Genomic DNA, 17,753 nt, shown 5'->3' with positions numbered 1-17,753 from the left:
CATACAGCACATGGATTTATATTTTCTTCGGACTGATAGTTTTTTGGACGAATAGTTTTTAATGGGTAATTGTTGATTTGATATTTAGATTATCGATATTAGCAATTACCCATTACTAATTAGAAATTACCAATTACCAATTACCCATTACCCATTACCCATTACCAATTACCAATTACCCATTTTGAAATAAACTAAAATCCTTCCAATGGGCTTCTTCAACTAACAACCAACAGTATTTACTGAAATTTTTATGGGGTTATTTTTCGTTTGTGTTGTTTTGTTGTTGTGAATCAAAAAAATATGTTATTACAATCGACAAAATTGATTTTGTCTTGGTTTTCGGTGCTTATAGGTCATACTATTGTTTTATTAATAAGTATGGTAGCAAGTACTCTAATTGCATTACTCTTCTTTTTTATCCCCCTCAAATCTTTTTCGTTTCATTGGTTTGCTTCTTTTGTGGGAATTGTCTTAGGAGCCGCATTTGGTGGTGCTTTACTGGCTAGTTTTCAGAAATTTGCTTTCAAAGATTCTCGTTTCAAAAATTGGTTAGCCGCCAGTACTTTGAGTGGCGCAATTGGTGGTTTATTATTTGTTCTTTACATCCATAACGTACCAGTCAGCCATAAAATATTAGGAGCAATTTTCGTTAATGGACTACTAACTTTACCCATTAGTATTCCATTCGCAGGAGTTGCCCAATGGTGGATTCTGAGAAAGAGTTATAAAAAAGCTAAGTGGTGGTTATTAGCAAATTTATTTGGTGGGTCTTTTCTGTTATTTATATCATTACCATTAGGACTAGCATCTCACCACTACAGAGCTTTAAAAGACACTGTTGAACCATTTGATTTACTGCATTTTTGGATTCATTATGAAATCAATGGTAGCAATCATTATTTACCTTTAATTGTCAGTCATTTAATATTTTCTGCTTTGATTGCAACTGTTGTGGTTTTTGTGCCAAGAAAGGCTGGGTGATTGGTAATGGGTAACTGGTAATGGGTAATTGGAAATGTAACAATTTACAATAGCTTTGCCGGTTGATTTATCTTCTTGAAGGTACTTGGCTGCTGATTTCAAATTAACCTTTTCTTTTGTATCTTCATCTGCAAGCAGACAGCTACGACTATTTGCCACAAAACGTATGTATTATTTTAGCGAGAGTAAGTAAGTAGGCAAGAAAAAAGTAAACTATGTAAATAAATATAAAATATCTGTATTTGGCTAGTAGTAGCGCTTTAGCGCTAAAGCGCTATTACAAACAAGTTATGATTTTTCTTACTAACGTACTTATGTTTAATTAGTTTGACTCTAATTAATAATAATAATTAATGATGTATTTTGTTGTTCAAGATTTGATGGAACAATTTTTGGAAGGTGCATCAAAAAATGTGAGGGCAATGAAGTTATTGACTAACAGCATCATTACCCACTAAGTAATATTACTTATGTAACCCTAGTCTACTTGTTACTTGTTTGTCACTTTATTTTGATAATCTCTTCAAGAAGACAATAAATCTAAAATCTAGGAAATTTAAAGAAAGATTTTTTCTAAGTCAAATACTTGGATGTAGTTGACACCGAAGCTGCTGCAATTTAGGGAATATCTACTGATGCTTCTCCGGAAAATAGAGATAAGGTAACCAAATGTACAAATCAATATTCCAAAGCCGCACAAAAAAATTTTTTGTTATATTTGCTTCTGTTATATTTGCCTTACGATTAATTGCTGGTATCTTGAATGCAGATGTTGGTCTGGCGCAAGCGAATGGTTATGTAGATGCAAGCATTGACATGACCAAGCAAACTTTCAACGGGGTAAATACCTCAAGCTCAAGTGGTGGAAAAAAAGGTCTTCCTCCAGCTCCGTCTGGGATGATGTGGCAAGGAATCGATAGCTTATCTGATGAATTTAATGGAAACTCTCTCGATCCGAATAAATGGATTAATTATCATCCATATTGGAATGGGCGTCCACCAAGTAAATTTAAACGAGAAAATGTCTCAGTGGGTGGAGGAAACTTACGATTAAAATCAACCTCACGAATAAATAGTTTGTCACAAGTGAGAAATCCGGAAAAAGATATCTGGGTTGACTCTGCAGCAGTAGCATCTAAAGATCCATCAGCTTCATATGGATATTATGAAGCTCGAATTAAAGCATCACAGTTGTCAATGACCTCTGCTTTCTGGTTTCAAGCACCAAGGTCAGGTGAAATTGATGTACAGGAGAATATCGGTGCATCAACCAAACATCCAAATTGGCTTAATAACTTGATGCGTATGAATTCTCATACTTGGAAAGGTAGTTGGGATAATAATTTGAATACTCCCAAACAATATAGAATGCCCTACGGTGCTGCGGAAGACTATCATGTCTACGGTGTTTGGTGGAAAGATGCTCGGACTTTATGGTTCTATCATAATGGCAAGAAAGTTGCAGAGGTGCAGACAGGAGGACCTTTTTATGATCCACAATATATGTTTTTTGATACCGAAGTATTTACTTTCGATGGTCTTCCCACTATTTCTTCGTTAAAAGATGATACTAAGAACACCATGCTTGTAGACTGGGTCCGAAGTTACGAATTGGTACCTGACGATGGTTCTGGGTCACAGACACCGAATTCAAATGGACAGTTGAAATTACAGAGTAAAAACTCTTATACATTTGAAGTAGATTACAAGGCTGAACAACAACGAGATATTGTGGTTGAAATTTGGAATTCTAAAAAATGGCTTGGGGAAGGTAAAGCAACCGTCTCGGGTGGTTCTGGTTCAGCATTAGTAACAGTTAATTTACCCTCCGCTCCCACCCCCGGAAATGGCTATATGGTGAAAGCAAGTATGCGTCCAGTTGGAACAAATTGGCAACAGAATATTAAATTGGTGCAGTTCGGAGATATTGAAGTTTTGTAAAGTGTAAGGTTTTTGAGAATATAAATGCTATTACCTTGCACTTGTTTGGCAAAAAAAGTTTGTCCGTCCACGAGGAGACATCCAAAATCTTTATCTGCCATAATTTCCAATTTTATTCAGCAAGTCCTAGGTATATTTTCAAAATTAAAATGGGAATCATGTAGATTTATTTACATGATTCCCATTCTTTTTTCCCATTCGCTCAAAGAGAATAATAGCTACTTCTACAAGTATTAAATCTTCCAAGTATCAAATACTCAGACCATCGCGGAACTAGAGTGATTCGGAATAATTTCAATTGAATCAATTCTTGTATGTTCCGCAGTGAGAGGTGAACCTTGTTCAATTCCTTCTACTCGGAAACTGTCACCGGATGATATGAAGACATCTGAAATTTCCATAGATGTCATTGTTTGATCGTTAGCTAAAGGACTACCCAACTGCTTATCCAGTTTAAAAGATATTAATTGCTGATTTCCTTTTTCTACTTTCAAACTACCTACACCATCATTTTCATCAAAGTAATTAATTTTGAGGTCATAGGTACCTGTGGCTCCAGTAAAATCAAATGTTGCTGCGCCAGTGTCGTTATTATTCCCACCACGTAGACTTATAACTTCTCCTCCAGAAGCAGCATTGATTTTCTCAACTCTATACTCTCCAGAAAGCTTCATGTCTTCAGCTTCAATGAGCATGGAGCTACTGTTAACTGGAGGTTTAGGATTTGTAGGGGGGTTACCTCCGCCATTATTACTATTGTCACTGTTGGGAATAAACTCTATTTTGTCAACCCTTGCATGTTCGGCTGTTTTAGGAGAACCTTGTTCAATCCCCTGAATTTGGAAAACATCACCTTTTGATACAGAGACATCTTTAATCTCCATAAAGGTTTTGGTTTGCTCGTTAGCCAAGGGACTACCGAGATCTTTGTCTAACTTGAAAGATTTCAGCTGTTTACCATCTTGGTTTATTTTCAGCTGACCCACACCATCATTTTCATCAAAGTAGCTGATTTTGAGATCATAGGTACCTGTATCTCCTGTAAAATCAAATTTTGCGGTACCGGTATCGTTATTATTTCCACCTAATAAACTGATTACTTCTCCTCCAGAAGCAGCATTAACTTTCTCAACACGATACCCTCCAGAAAGTTGCATATCCTCTGCTTCAATTACCAGAGGATTCTCGCCAGTAGGAGGTTTAGGATCTGTAGGAGGTAAACCACCACCGGTATTATTGGTAAATGAGGGGGGATTCTTAGCAAAGTAATCTTTAGCATCGTTAGGATCGCCAAACTCTTTACCAGTTATGGCATAAAATAACATTCCAGCATCTGAAGGGTCATTGACCGCATAACCGGAATCTCTCATTCGCGATCGCATCTCTTTGAAAATGGGATTATTGGTGTTATCCAACCAATTCCACTTCTTGCTCTGAAAACCACTATCACCACGTCCATTTTGATCGCCAATATCTACATAGTTAATCTGGGGGAAATCTTTCTTTAAATCACTCCAAGTTCTGGTTTCTTTAATTCCTGGTCTGTTGATGACGTTGCGATTTTCATTCCAGCTAGAATGGGATAACAAAGTAATGTTTTTCAGGTTTTCGGGAGATGTTTGTTCTAACGCTCTGTAAACAGCTTCCATCGGACCACCCTCAATTGAGAGTACTTTTTTACCTGAATTGAATATTTGTACTAATTTGTCTGTCGTTGCATTTGTATTCTGTTGGTAGTCGAAAGTTTTAATCCCAAGTTTTTCGGCAAAAGCAGCACTTTCACGCATATCTTGCACCTGAGCGTTATTATTTTTTTCGCTCAAGTTGTTGTTATAAAACATAAACGATTTCTTTTCTAAACCAGCTGCATTTGCCAATGATGCTGTTACTGGTAATGCAGAAATATCGTCTCTATCGTTATTGTTACCGTCAAAGTGATAAACAATATAGTCTTGACCTTGAACTAAAGGATTCATAACAACTAACGCTAAACTCCTTTAGGGACACTATCAAGATAAAGTGACAAATAAGAGACAAAAATGACTAGTATTAGATAAATTTTCTGAGAGCAAAATTACTTAGAAGTTGCTTCGCACATAGATAACACTTATACCTTTTTTTACAGTTAGAATCAAGTTAAACGTTTTTCTCACCAATTTGAAATGCAAGTAGTAGTTTGTGAATCCTTATATGTATTATTTTAACTAATGTTGCATTTCTCTAGGAAAAGGACTGACAGACATTTCCAACTCTTCCTTTACAGAGAAAGGACTATAACCTAATTCAAAAGCTACAGAACTATCCAAAGATACATCACTTGGTCTGGGTGCAGCCATTTTTACGTCTTGTTGTCTTCCTGGTTTAATTTTTCCATTGGCTAACTGAAATATTTTTACCATCAACTTGCCAAACTCATAGCGGGAAATTCTTTCTCTACCACCTAAATGAATAGATCCGTTGATTTGTTTGTCTAATACCAATAAAATTCCTTGTGCTGCAGTTAAAGCACTAACTGGGGTCCGAAATTCATCGGTAAATAAATTTAATTCTTTTCTCTGTTGCAGAGTTTCAATAAAACCTTGAATAAAACTTTTTGCAGTTGGGGTCGCAGCACCAAACATCAACGGCATTCGGCAAACAGCAGTCATGGGATAACATTTGAGCATTTCCTCCTCTGCCATAACTTTTTGTTCGCCATAAGTATTGACCGGATTTACAGGATCTGTTTCTTTATAGGGAGCATTTTTCCCATCAAAGACTAAATCTGTTGATGTGAAAATACAAGATATGGAAGCACCTGCACAAAGTTCGGCAATATTTTTAGATGCAATAACGTTAATTTTGTAGGATTCTTGGGGATGGGTTTGACAAAAATTAGGTTGAGATAGAGCAGCAGTATGAATCACTGCTGTTGGTTGAATATCTTGGAATACCTGCTTTAGTTGATTCTCATCCGTCAAATCGACCTTTAAAGTCTTCGTTCCGGGAATTTCTATTTGGTGAGATAAGTAAGTTCCATATATAGAGTATTCTTTTCGAGCTATTTGGCAAAGATACCATCCTAAAAAGCCACTCGCCCCAGTAATCAAAAGTTTTTTTGACATTTAAGATTGATTAAAATATTTAGTGTTGTTGCGAACACAAGCATACATCAATATATTTGAATTATGTTGACTACTTGTATATCTTCGAACGACACTAAATATCATTATCTTTCCATACTTCAGCTTTAAGCCGATTAATTTGTTACTAAAGCCGCAACTTGTTCGTGATTCTCATTGCTAGTTTGCTTTTCGTAAGGATTTAATATCGCCAAACGAAAATCCTGCTTAGTTTCAGGTTTAATATAAACTTCTTGCAAACGTTGCCATTCTCCCCACAAACTATAACGCCGTTCCTCAATTAACTTCGCTAAAGTGGGAAGTTTATGAAGCAGTTTTGATTTACAAACATAGGATAACCAATCAGCCAAAACTACGCCATCATTCAGTTGCCCCAATATATCTTGTACATTCTTAACTTCTGCTAGATGGGTTTTATAACTATCGCCGTATAAGTCGGTAAACAATTCCATCTGGTAGCGCAGTCTTTTAGCCTGTTTACGTAAATTATGGAGATTTTCTCCCCCCGTTGTCAGAAATTTCTCTATTTTTTTTGTTTCCCAATTCTTGAGAACCACAACATCTGTATTTTCAATTTTAGTTCCGATTAACCAACCAGGATGTAATAAAAAATGGCTTACTTCTGGTAAGAGTAAATCTGGTACTACTTGCTGAATTGGTAATGCTGCCGAATCTTGATAAGTTGGTGCTTCCAACCATACTTTTAGAGATTCTTTTAAGGACTTGTAACTATCATCTTTCAATATTAATTTAACGCCAGAAACAGCATCCTCTCTTTGCTTATTTAATGTTTTAAAAACTGCTGCCAGTAAGACTTCTTCTTTATCTGGTAAATGAGGTTTATAAACTTTTTCTAAAGTTTCTTGAAGTACATCTAAATCTCTTAATTGACCAAGCCTACGTGCTATTCTCCCGATATTCTTATCACTAATAGCTTTGGGTACAACTATACCTAAAGAAAAACCGTTTACACTAGAACGCAAACGCCGCATTCCTACTCGCATTTGATGTAATGCTTCGGGATCTTTATCTTGCCTTACAGGTTTCTCCCACTTGAGAATTTTTTTTAAATGTTTTTGAATCGCTTGGTGCGCGTAGTCTCCTAAAGTATATGCTTGAAAATCTGTTGTTACTGTCATGTTAATTCACTTATTATGAAGGTCATTGCATGCTATTTTTCATCGATATGCGAGACTAATGCAAATATCCACAAGTATCTACAAATATATATAGCCTTGAAACATACAGCCTTGAAACGTTGAGATTGAATCTTAGCTTAAATTTGGCTTAAATTTGGCTTTGGAAATACTATTTTATATAATTTTTTTTCAGAAAAATCTAATTTTTATAAAATCGATACAATCTGCAATTAACAATAATAAATGACTTTATTAAACTAAAGACCATTAATCCTTATTGATTCCTATTAATTTATAAACTAATATGCATGTAATAATTTACAATAATTCTCAAGTATATTTACTATAGGCGGTTAAAATTCTTTTAGTCGAATATTTTTTTATTTACTAGTAATCAGCGACAAATTAAGAATTAGCAGTAACAATTGACAAAATATTAAGTGATAAATGACAAATGAAAGCAATATTAATGACAGGGGTAGGTAATTCAGAAGTCCTACAGGTGAGGGAATTGCCCAAACCCAAACTTACGGGCGATACTGAACTTCTAATTAAATTACATGCTGCAGGTATCAATCCAATAGATACTAAAATTCGTAAACGTGGTACTTTTTATCCAGAAAAGATGCCAGCAATTTTGGGTTGTGATGGTGCGGGTGTTGTAGAAGGTGTAGGTATAAATGTCAAAAATTTTCGTGTAGGTGATGAAGTATATTTTTGTCATGGAGGTCTAGGCGATCGCCAGGGAAATTATGCGGAATACACAACCATTGACGAGCAATTTGTTACTCTTAAACCTAAATCTATATCTTTTGCAGAAGCTGCTGCTGCACCTCTAGTTTTGATTACAGCTTGGGAAGCTTTGTACGAACGTGGGCGTTTGGAACCGGGTGAAAAAGTATTAATTCATGCAGGTGCTGGCGGTGTGGGACATGTTGCAATTCAACTAGCAAAGTTAAAAGGTGCTGATGTCTGCACTACAGTTAGTTCTCAAGAAAAAGCTAATTTTGTCCGAAGACTAGGTGCTGATTACCCAATTTTTTATCAACAAACTGACTTTGTCCAAGCTGCATTAAATTGGACTAATGGTGAAGGGGTGGATTTGTTATTTGACACTGTTGGTAAAGATACCTTACAAAAATCTTTTCCTGCGGTGCGGGTTTATGGTGATGTGGTCACAATTTTGGAACCAGGGGCTGATACAGTTTGGAAAGCAGCTAGATCGCGTAATCTTCGGATTAGTTTAGAATTAATGCTAACGCCGATGTTACAAGGACTTGTGTCAGCACAGCAGCACCAAACAGAAATTTTAAGACAATGTGCGAAATGGATAGATACTGGGGAACTTAAAATCCACGTAGCTCATCGATTTCCTTTAAAAGATGCAGCGCGAGCCCATCAAATGTTAGAGAATGGTTCGATGATGGGTAAGGTTGTTTTGATAATGGGTAATAGGTAATAGGTAATAGGTGATGGGAATAGATGAGATGAGCTATGCAAACACAATTTAGTCTTAAATATTTAATTGCAGTTAGCTGTACGATAATAATATTTTTCTTCTCTTTACCTGTACCTAGTGCGTATGCACAAACTGAACTTACACCTTTAACCATCGAAATATTAGAACAGAGAATAAATACACCGATACTTAGAGATGGAAAACTCACTGTAGACTTGCGGAATATGGAAATTGATTTGCGACCGCAAAATGGAAATTTCCGGGATTTATTCTACCAAAAATTGCAACAACAACTTCAAAAAAAACAATCTCAAAAACAACAGTCTCAAAATATTAGCTCACAAACTTTAGGCTTAGATCTAAGTCATTCCTTAATAAAAGGAGATTTTCTTGGAAGTAATTTAGGTTTTAGAACATCTTTATATTCCCAAGCAATCGCACCAATTCTTACACTGCAAGAACAAGAACAATTAGGACGCTTATACAACATTTGTTTAGATTCAATCGCCATAGATATTCCACTATCAAAAGACTGTCGTTCGCTTTTTAGTCAGTCAACTGTGAAAAAACAGCCAGCAGTATCGAGTGAAATTAATATTTTTCGCGGTTATTTGATATTAGCTCAAACCCATTTTGAAGGTAAAGTACAGTTCGCAAATACATTTTTTCTTCAATCAGTAGATGCTGAAGGTGCAGTTTTTCAGAAAAATACCAATTGGGCTGAAAGCCGATTTAGCCGTGGGACAGTTTTTTCTCATTCAACCTTTCAAGGTGAAACTCAGTTTCAAGGTAGCATTTTTTTAGAAACAGCTAATTTCAAGCAAAGTATATTTCAAAATATTGCTAACTTCCAAAACATAATTTTTACAAAAAGCACTAACTTTAAACAAGCGGTTTTTGCAGATGTAGCGAATTTCCAACATATTCAATGGCAAGGTTATGCTAACTTTGAAAACTCACATTTTCGGAATCAAATTCAGTTTAGCCAAGATAACTTTGATAGCTTCCTATTTCTCAATCATGTCACTTTTGACCAAACCGTAACCTTTCGCGAAGCAAAATTTAATCAACCAGTAAATCTCCGCAGTGCAAATATTATTGATTTAGCAGATTTTAGTGATGCAGAATTTGCACTTAATGCTTATCTAAATATTTCTGGTTTAGCTTTTAATTCTAATCGAGCTAAACTTCTGGGAAATCCTGATGAAATCGGTAAAAAGTTGGTAGTATCTGAACTGCAAGGTAATGCTAATGTTTTACGTAACTTAATTCAAAATTTTCGTCAGTTACAGCAAATAGCCGATGCTAACCAACTAGAATACAGAAAACAAAGATTGCAACTAATACAATTACATCGACGTTTACTCGGGAAAAATATTAACAGCGCCTCACCAAAGAGTCTCATAAATCTGGGTTTTTCTCAAACTCAAGCTGAATCAATTATCCATCGACGTCTCGCGAAACCCTTTCGCAATAAGAACGAGCTACTTGCGATCGCAGATATTGACCCAAATATGTACGCACGGTTGAATTCCCGTGTGGTTATTAGTGAAGAGTTTTCTGTTACTGGATGGTTAATACTAGTTTGGAAATATCTGACCCTAGCATCACTATTACTTCTAAGTGGTTACGGTACAAACTTTTGGTTGGTAGTTGGAATTGGAATTATTATTACCGCACACTTTGGTTTACTGTTTTGGTTTGTAGATCGTTTCCGTCGCTTACATCCAAAACCAATTATTCCCACAAGTTATGAAACCATTTCTATGTTGGTTAGTTTTAACATCCTTTTACTGTTTGGCTTTTTCGCAATCTTCGATAATACTTACAGTTTTGGACTAACTATCGGATATCTGACATTAATTATCGTTCCATTTCCAAGTCTCTTAATATTTCAACTCTACAAAAAAGGTCGTTTTCACAACTTGATGGATGTTTCTTATTTTAGTGAGGATGGTACCTTACGACAACTACGCTTACTCATTGGTAGGTTACCAGTAATACCAAGGTATCAATTATTTCGAGAAAGATTTATGCCATTATTATGGGAGCGTCGCTGGAATTGGCTTAATTACTACGATTTTAGTTTGAATAATTTACTCAAAATTGGCTTCAACGATGTCCGTCTGCGCGATGAAGATTTACCAGGTATTATTAGCACCATGGCATGGTATCAATGGAGTTTAGGAATATTATATATTACCTTACTTCTGTGGACTCTATCCCGTACAATACCTGGACTGAATTTACTATTTTATTTGAAGTAGATAACTAATAAAGATAGTTAATTATTAGTTAAGCTTAAACACCTGAAATTAAGTACTAGCTGAAAACTTATAATTTCTGAGAAAATTGTGTTGACGACGACGTTTAGGATTTAGAGTTGCTCCATTTACCACCTGTCCGATCAGATTTTGACCGGAATGTTCTAAGAATTCTTTCGCAAAGTATGCATTAGCAAGATCCACAACACCGGGACGAACAACAAATAATATTCCATCAGCTAAATTTCCTAAAATTCCTGCATCCGCAGCAATACTCAAAGAAGGTGCATCTATAATTACAAAATCATAACTAGCTGTAAAATCTTTGACTAAATTACCCATCTGCTTAGAATCAAGAATCAAACCGGGAGAAGGTGGTGAAAAATCATTATCAAAAATATGTAAGTTGTCTATATATTCTTTCCCTGCTGTCAGAATATCTAAGTTTGGTTTAACTTGTTTTACAGCTGTCTTTAGATCGAATTGTCCTAAAACTACATTACTTAAACCTTGGTTATCCGGTATTTTCCAAGCCCGATTTTGAACTGGACTATGAAGGTCACCATCTACTAGTAATACTTTACTTTCCATTTGTGCCATTACCATTGCCAAATTAGCAGCTACCGTAGATTTACCTTCGTTCGGAACTGAGCTAGTAACAACAATAATATTCAATTCTTTAACAGTACTAATAAATTTCAGGTTAGCCCGCAACATCCGATAATAGTCGCTTACAGGGGAATTTGGATGATTATTCATAACTAGATGAATGTTATCTGGTTCTACTTCTCCAATATCAGGAAAAAGTTCGCTAGACTTCCCAAATTCTGGAATTATTCCCAATAAGGTTAATCCTGTTAAGTTTTTGGCTTGCTCAACAGTACGGATCGATTTATCTCTGACTTCTAAAATACATATGGTAGTAACAAAAAATAAGGTACCTAGTAGTCCAGAACTAACATAACTCAGAACTCCAGAGGAAATAGGACGCTCGGGAAATTCTGCTTTTGCAACAATTTGAGCATTTCCTAGATTTTGATTTTCTGATATTTTATTGTCTTGAAGTTTTTTTAATAAAACTGAATAATTAGACTGTGCATTTTGAAGTTGTCGTTCTAATTGTCGCTGCTGTTGTTCTAATTTAGGTAAATTATTTAATCTTTGCTGATAAGAATTTTCTAAGGTTAATAAGGCTTCAATCTCACTTTTTAAACCTTGTTTTTGTGCTTCTAAATCAATTAATTTCAAACTTAGTTGTTGTTTTAAACCTCCAAGGTTTAAACTTCTCCTAACTGCTTTTTTTCTTTCTCCTGCAACTTTTTTAATTCTTGTCCCTAGAGTTTTTTCTAAATTTATCAGTTTATTTTCTAAATTAAGTAGTTCTGGATGATCTACTTTTAAAATCGTACTCTTTTCTGCAATTTTACTTTCGACTTGCTGAATATTTTGTAGTATTTTGTTAACACTATTGGATTGAGTTAATGATGTTAAAACTATTACTTCTTTTGCACTAATCCCTAAACTATTCTGTATAGTCTGAGACTGAGCTTTTATCCCAGCAAGTTGAGATTTGTGTTCGCTTATTTTTGTTTGTAGGTCTCGTAGAGAATCTATTAATTTTACTGTTTCTTCCCGTGATGATAAAACTTGATTTTTTTCTTTGAATCTACGTAAAGCTAATTCAGATTTGCTAACTATATTTTCTGCTTGAGGTAGTTGTTTTTTAATTAACTGACGATTTTCTAATACCTTTTCTCGATGAAGTGATGAAGTATTATTCAAATACAGATTCATTAAAGTATTAACAACATTAGCAGCAATTTTGGGATTAACATCTTGATATGAAACCAATATTAAATCAGTCCCTTTAATCCTATTGACATCTAATCTATTATTGATGATATCCTGTGCTCGTAAATATTTACCTTTACTATCTTTTAATTTTAATTTATTAATAGTCTGTTTGACTAAAGGTACGGAACCAATAATTTCTACTTCAGTTTTAAAAGAAATATTTTTTTGTTCTACACGTGAATCTGACTTACTTAAATTTGTTGCGGCATCACTTGTATTAGAAGCTACATTTATTTTTCGTAGGCGCAATTTACCTTCTGCAACAAATATAGGTTTTTTCATCGAAACAAATATAAATGAGGAAGAAAAAATAATTACAAATACTATTGATGCAGGTACCCATCTCCTTCTCAAGATATGAATATATTTTTCTAAATTAGAAGAATACTCTTGATATTCCATGTTATTTTGTTCGAACTCGTTACTTTTACCAAAAAAATGAGTGATTTTTCTCAATCAAAATACAACTAAAAATTGCAATTTTAGTTTAAATTGATTTTTAATTAAAAATATTTTTCCTTATCAGTAAATATATTAATTAAGGAAATAAGTAAGCAGGAATAGTTTGAAAACATATCGCCTCGTAAAATTAAGCCAATCTAAACACTTAAAATTTTCAGTGAGTATTACTAAAAAATTGAATCGATATTATAGTTATTCATGTAATTTATTTGATTTATCGCAATACACTGATTCTTTACTTATCAAATCACATCGAATTATGTTGTATTGAAATGTAATTGAAATGTAAACGCACCATAAATATTCTCAATTACAATGAATTGACTTTTAGATACGCCTAAAACAATGCAAACATCAGGCTATTATTATTCTGTTAAGTGGTATATTCAAGTCTAATCTCCAGTAATCTGTGGGTAAGAAGCGAAGACTTATATTCAATAAGTGTGATAATCGCAACCTATATAGACTAGTTTTGCACGCTGATAAGTTACTGTTTTAACAGTAGTAATAAAATTCCAAATGAGATGTGGCATTTTCTCCAGCTTATATAGTAATTAGTTTACAGGATAGATTAGCAGGAGAAGTTTCAGGGCTTACTGTGATCGAATACCCTGGGTTTATAAGCTGACATATTTCTGTCTCAAAAACATTAACATCATAAACAATTGAGGTCATTCAATTTGTATCAATAGCTTCTTTAAAGAATAAGAACCTAAATTTCCTCCTGTAAAAAATTGATAATGGAATTTATTTCTTCTGTATCTAACAGCATTTTGGTTGACCTATCACAATCTAGAAAATAAAACTACTTACATTTTTGATTAAAAATTTTAATATTTTTATATCAGCAATAATATTAATACATTTTTTATCTTTTTTGCGAACTTAATGTAAATTTCGCTAATTCTTATTAATATCTCTTATAATAGTCTTTTAAGCTTATGGGGTTAAAAATAATTATTAGTTTTAAATTACACAGAATAGATAAAAATAAATTAGTAAGAATTGTCTTAAATTAATTTTGTTGAATGCATCAATTTTTAATTTCATTTTTTGTATTTCATTTAATTATATAATGACTATATTTTTAGTTTACCGTACTCATACCTGTATAAAAAATCGCTGTATTTGATGTGGATAACCACAAAATCTAAATTAATCTATTGAAATTAATTAATTTACATTTAAAATTCTAAAATTTAAATTTTACAGAACCATTAATTTTTTACATTCTAAATATTTGAAATTGCTAAATACTTCGAGACAGAACGTCTAACAGAAAAATAATTTGCTCTGCGAACTAGCAGTTCGGTTCGAATAGGAGTTTCTAAAACCTTTAACATCGCATAAGACAAAGTAAATACATCCTCAACAGGGACTAAGATTCCATATTTACCTGCGGCTAAAATTTCTCTCGGACCATGGGGACAATCGGTTGATACTACAGGACAACCACAAGCCATGGCTTCAATTAATACGTTACCTAGACTTTCCCAACGAGAAGACATGACGAATGCACTAGCATTTTTCATATACACATAAGGGTTTTTCACAAAACTAGGGATTGCGACATCTTGAGCAATACCCAATTTCTTGGTGAGATATTCCAACTCACCCCTTAGTTCTCCTTCTCCAATGATCATTAAACGAGCCACTTTATTACTTCTCAAAATAGAAAAAGCTTTGATCAAGGTTGCAAAATCTTTTTGTTGGGTTAATCTTCCCATAGCTAAAAAGACAGGTGGAGCTCCTTTTTGAAACCAAGGATGATTAAAAGATTCATTTGCTTGAAAGGTTAACTGGGAATCTACAACTGGGTTATATATGATCTTTACTTTCCCCGTTCTCAGACCAAGTCGAGATTCCAGATCGCGTGCTGTAGCGTAGGAAACTCCCACGATTGCATCTGCATATCGATAAAGTAACTTCATTAAAATAGGAAAAAATTTCCTTTGGAACGACTTAGATTTCCGTGCGAATAAAGTATTATCTTCTACTAGTACTAATCGAATTTTTTCTTGAACTAAAAACCTAGCTAAAACAGCGATCGCATTAGTATGAGTCGTATGTGAAATTAGAGTATTAGGCTGATGTTCGCGTAAGTATTGGGATAAGGAAACAATTGCTTTGAAAGTTCCATGGCTTTCTAAGTTAATAATACGAACTTGTTTTGGTATTTGATTTAAATACCCTCCTTTTTTATTAGCTACTACTAAATCTAAATAAACATCTTTATCTAGTTCTAGTATTCCTTTTAGTAAGTTTATGACTAATTTGTCTGCATCACTATGTAAATTAGTCATAAAAAAGGTAACGTGTTTTTTCATAAATTTTGTATTTAATTAACTCAGCAATAACTGATTTATCTCTTAAAATTTATTAAAATTGTGAGCTATATAAACTTAGCAACTAAAAATTTAAACAATTATTGTACAGTGTGATTTTATACATTAATTTATGAGTTAATTAAATTGCAACATAATTGCAATTACATAATACCTGTAAAAATAAAATATTGATATACAAATGAGCAATTATTTAGTTTTTAGTGGTAATAAAATATGATTTTATTTATCGAAACATGAAACCATGAATTTTATGCAGCCAGAATTATTTGATGTTAAAGTTCTTATATCTCATGAGTTATAAACTTACAATGTAAGTCTAATCAAATATCAAAACAAGCTGAGCATTAGTAATAGATTGACGAAAACTAATAGTTGTTTTTTATGCGGTGACTCTCACATTAATCGTAATATGATAAATCCACTAACCCTAGAATAAGAGAATTTAGGGTAAATAATGCATTTTATAAACCTAGCCTTGAATCAATAATAATAAATTTAATAACCCGGAATTTTTCCTACTTGATATGCTTTCAATATTTTGCAACTTTGTATTTTTATTCAGTCACTGCTAAAGTAATTTCAACAGATAAACACACCAAAAATTTCTGTTTGATTACTTTTTATATTTTTCTCAAATTTTTCTAAACTTAACTTTCAGTTATAATTGGAAATCGTTTCATATTTAAACTAACTGAAACAATAATTTATTTATTTATGAACATTACATTAATTATTATCCATTTTGAACCCCCGAAATATATATCACTCCGAAACATACATAACTATCAGCGTACATATTAGGATCATTAACTTGAAATTGTTAACTTTCCACCAAGAACCACAAGTTATATTAATAACTAATTCACCATAGTTTACTTTATCATCATATGTGCCAATACATGTATAGAAGCGAGCTATTTTGACTAATGAGCGATTTTAATATAACTTGTTACATTTTCTTTTATCAATATTATCAATCTAAATAATGCCAAATTGGCATTATTTTTATTCTCTTTATCAATAGGTTATTGTAAAGGATTTAAACGTAGCTATAAATAGTATGTTAATAGATGTCAGTTAGATGTTTTATTAGAATAATTACTATTAATTTTTTTAGTATTCCCTTGCATCTAAATTTCTAAATTTATATTATTTAAGTTCATGCCAATAATATTATTCCTAAATATCAAAATAGTATTGGCGAAAATATTATTAAACAATAAAATTAGGGTTTAAATCACATATTGATAAAACCCTATATTCTTTGATTTTCCAAGTAAAAAGTTCTTAAGACTGGATTAAACTTTAACTTCTACAGACTTGAGATATTCAGTGTTAACTCCCGATTCTCTTGTAAGAGCAATTTTGCCAGTACGAGCAATTTCCCTCAAACCAAACTTTTGTAACACCTGTACGATCGCAACACTCTTTCCAGGATCGCCAACAATCTCCAAAGTCAAGGAATCCTCTGCAACATCTACCACTCTGGCACGAAACATCTGGGTAATTTCTAGAATTTCCGAACGAGTGGCGCTATTGGCGTTTACTTTAAGTAACATCAACTCCCTCTCTACACAAGGAGTTTCCGTAATATCTTGTACTTTCAAGACATTAATCAGCTTATACAGTTGCTTGGTAAGCTGTTCAATGATGCTGTCATCACCATGTACCACCATCGTAATTCGGGAAATTCCCATTTGTTCGGCAGGTCCAACAGCGAGACTTTCAATATTAAAACCTCGGCGAGCAAATAAGCCCGCAATGCGGGATAAAACACCCGCTTCATCTTGTACTAGTACTGAAATTGTGTGTTTCATGATTTGTCAATTCATAGGGCAAAATCTTGCCAATAACCCAGATAGATTTACACTGTTGCAGTGTGAGCCCTAAAACAATAAATCTATGTCGATGTAGCGCACCTACACTGACCGCAAGCATTACAGTTAAGGCTTCTCGGTGAGTTACTTCTGTTACCCATCGGATATTTTCCAAGCTTTATTTTTAAGTCCTGTTGCTATCCAACGGGGACTAGCAAATTGCTCTACCTTTATCCGTAACTTTTATTGCCCCGGATGAATGTACAGGCTTATTTGCAATAGTCACAATGCTACTGAACAGAGGCTTATCAGTCACCATATAGGTGAGGTAACTCAGTTATAAATATACATTTCGATTAACAA

Annotated in this window: 10 protein-coding genes; 4 read left to right on the top strand and 6 right to left on the bottom strand. The window is 33.7% G+C overall.

Annotated elements, in window-relative coordinates:
- Window positions 1-381: 381 nt before the first annotated feature.
- Both BC008_RS14195 and BC008_RS14190 read left to right on the top strand, forming a co-directional pair.
- Window positions 382-984 carry a hypothetical protein gene (locus BC008_RS14195; RefSeq protein ID WP_153009586.1) on the top strand — a complete coding sequence of 201 codons (603 nt, stop codon included), beginning with the start codon at window positions 382-384 and terminating at the stop codon, window positions 982-984.
- 669 nt (window positions 985-1,653) lie between these two features.
- Window positions 1,654-2,925, top strand: coding sequence for a family 16 glycosylhydrolase (locus tag BC008_RS14190; RefSeq protein ID WP_058183614.1), 1,272 nt, complete (start codon window positions 1,654-1,656; stop codon window positions 2,923-2,925).
- Between the two features lie 257 nt (window positions 2,926-3,182).
- On the opposite strand, the gene BC008_RS14185 is transcribed toward BC008_RS14190, so the two are convergent.
- The 3 genes from BC008_RS14185 to BC008_RS14175 form a co-directional block, all read right to left on the bottom strand.
- Window positions 3,183-4,901: a carbohydrate-binding protein gene (locus BC008_RS14185; protein ID WP_027843136.1), complete on the bottom strand. Its 1,719-nt coding sequence runs from the start codon at window positions 4,899-4,901 to the stop codon at window positions 3,183-3,185.
- Between the two features lie 228 nt (window positions 4,902-5,129).
- Window positions 5,130-6,029, bottom strand: a complete 900-nt coding sequence (locus tag BC008_RS14180; RefSeq protein WP_027843135.1) for an SDR family oxidoreductase — start codon at window positions 6,027-6,029, stop codon at window positions 5,130-5,132.
- Window positions 6,030-6,163: 134 nt separating this feature from the next.
- Window positions 6,164-7,186 carry a CHAD domain-containing protein gene (locus BC008_RS14175; RefSeq protein ID WP_027843134.1) on the bottom strand — a complete coding sequence of 341 codons (1,023 nt, stop codon included), beginning with the start codon at window positions 7,184-7,186 and terminating at the stop codon, window positions 6,164-6,166.
- Window positions 7,187-7,640: 454 nt separating this feature from the next.
- Here BC008_RS14175 and BC008_RS14170 point away from each other — a divergent pair, with 454 nt between their 5' ends.
- Together BC008_RS14170 and BC008_RS14165 are read left to right on the top strand one after the other, a co-directional pair.
- On the top strand, window positions 7,641-8,645 hold the full coding sequence (locus tag BC008_RS14170) for a zinc-dependent alcohol dehydrogenase family protein (RefSeq protein ID WP_027843133.1): 1,005 nt from the start codon (window positions 7,641-7,643) through the stop codon (window positions 8,643-8,645).
- 35 nt (window positions 8,646-8,680) lie between these two features.
- The gene (locus BC008_RS14165) at window positions 8,681-10,912 is read left to right on the top strand and encodes a pentapeptide repeat-containing protein (protein WP_027843132.1); all 2,232 of its coding nucleotides are present in this window, start codon (window positions 8,681-8,683) and stop codon (window positions 10,910-10,912) included.
- A gap of 48 nt (window positions 10,913-10,960) precedes the next feature.
- On the opposite strand, the gene BC008_RS14160 is transcribed toward BC008_RS14165, so the two are convergent.
- From BC008_RS14160 to ilvN, 3 genes are all read right to left on the bottom strand, one after another.
- The gene (locus BC008_RS14160) at window positions 10,961-13,045 is read right to left on the bottom strand and encodes a GumC family protein (protein WP_161938116.1); all 2,085 of its coding nucleotides are present in this window, start codon (window positions 13,043-13,045) and stop codon (window positions 10,961-10,963) included.
- 1,412 nt (window positions 13,046-14,457) lie between these two features.
- Window positions 14,458-15,552, bottom strand: a complete 1,095-nt coding sequence (locus BC008_RS14155) for a glycosyltransferase (protein ID WP_036265303.1) — start codon at window positions 15,550-15,552, stop codon at window positions 14,458-14,460.
- A gap of 1,319 nt (window positions 15,553-16,871) precedes the next feature.
- A complete protein-coding gene (gene ilvN, locus BC008_RS14150; RefSeq protein ID WP_027843130.1) occupies window positions 16,872-17,390 on the bottom strand; it encodes an acetolactate synthase small subunit in 519 nt (172 codons plus the stop codon).
- Window positions 17,391-17,753: the final 363 nt, after the last annotated feature.

The sequence above is a fragment of the Mastigocoleus testarum BC008 genome, from assembly GCF_001456025.1.
In the GTDB taxonomy this organism is placed as follows: domain Bacteria; phylum Cyanobacteriota; class Cyanobacteriia; order Cyanobacteriales; family Nostocaceae; genus Mastigocoleus; species Mastigocoleus testarum.
Note: the sequence above shows the minus strand (reverse complement) of the source record. Positions and strands in the feature narration are given on the sequence as shown.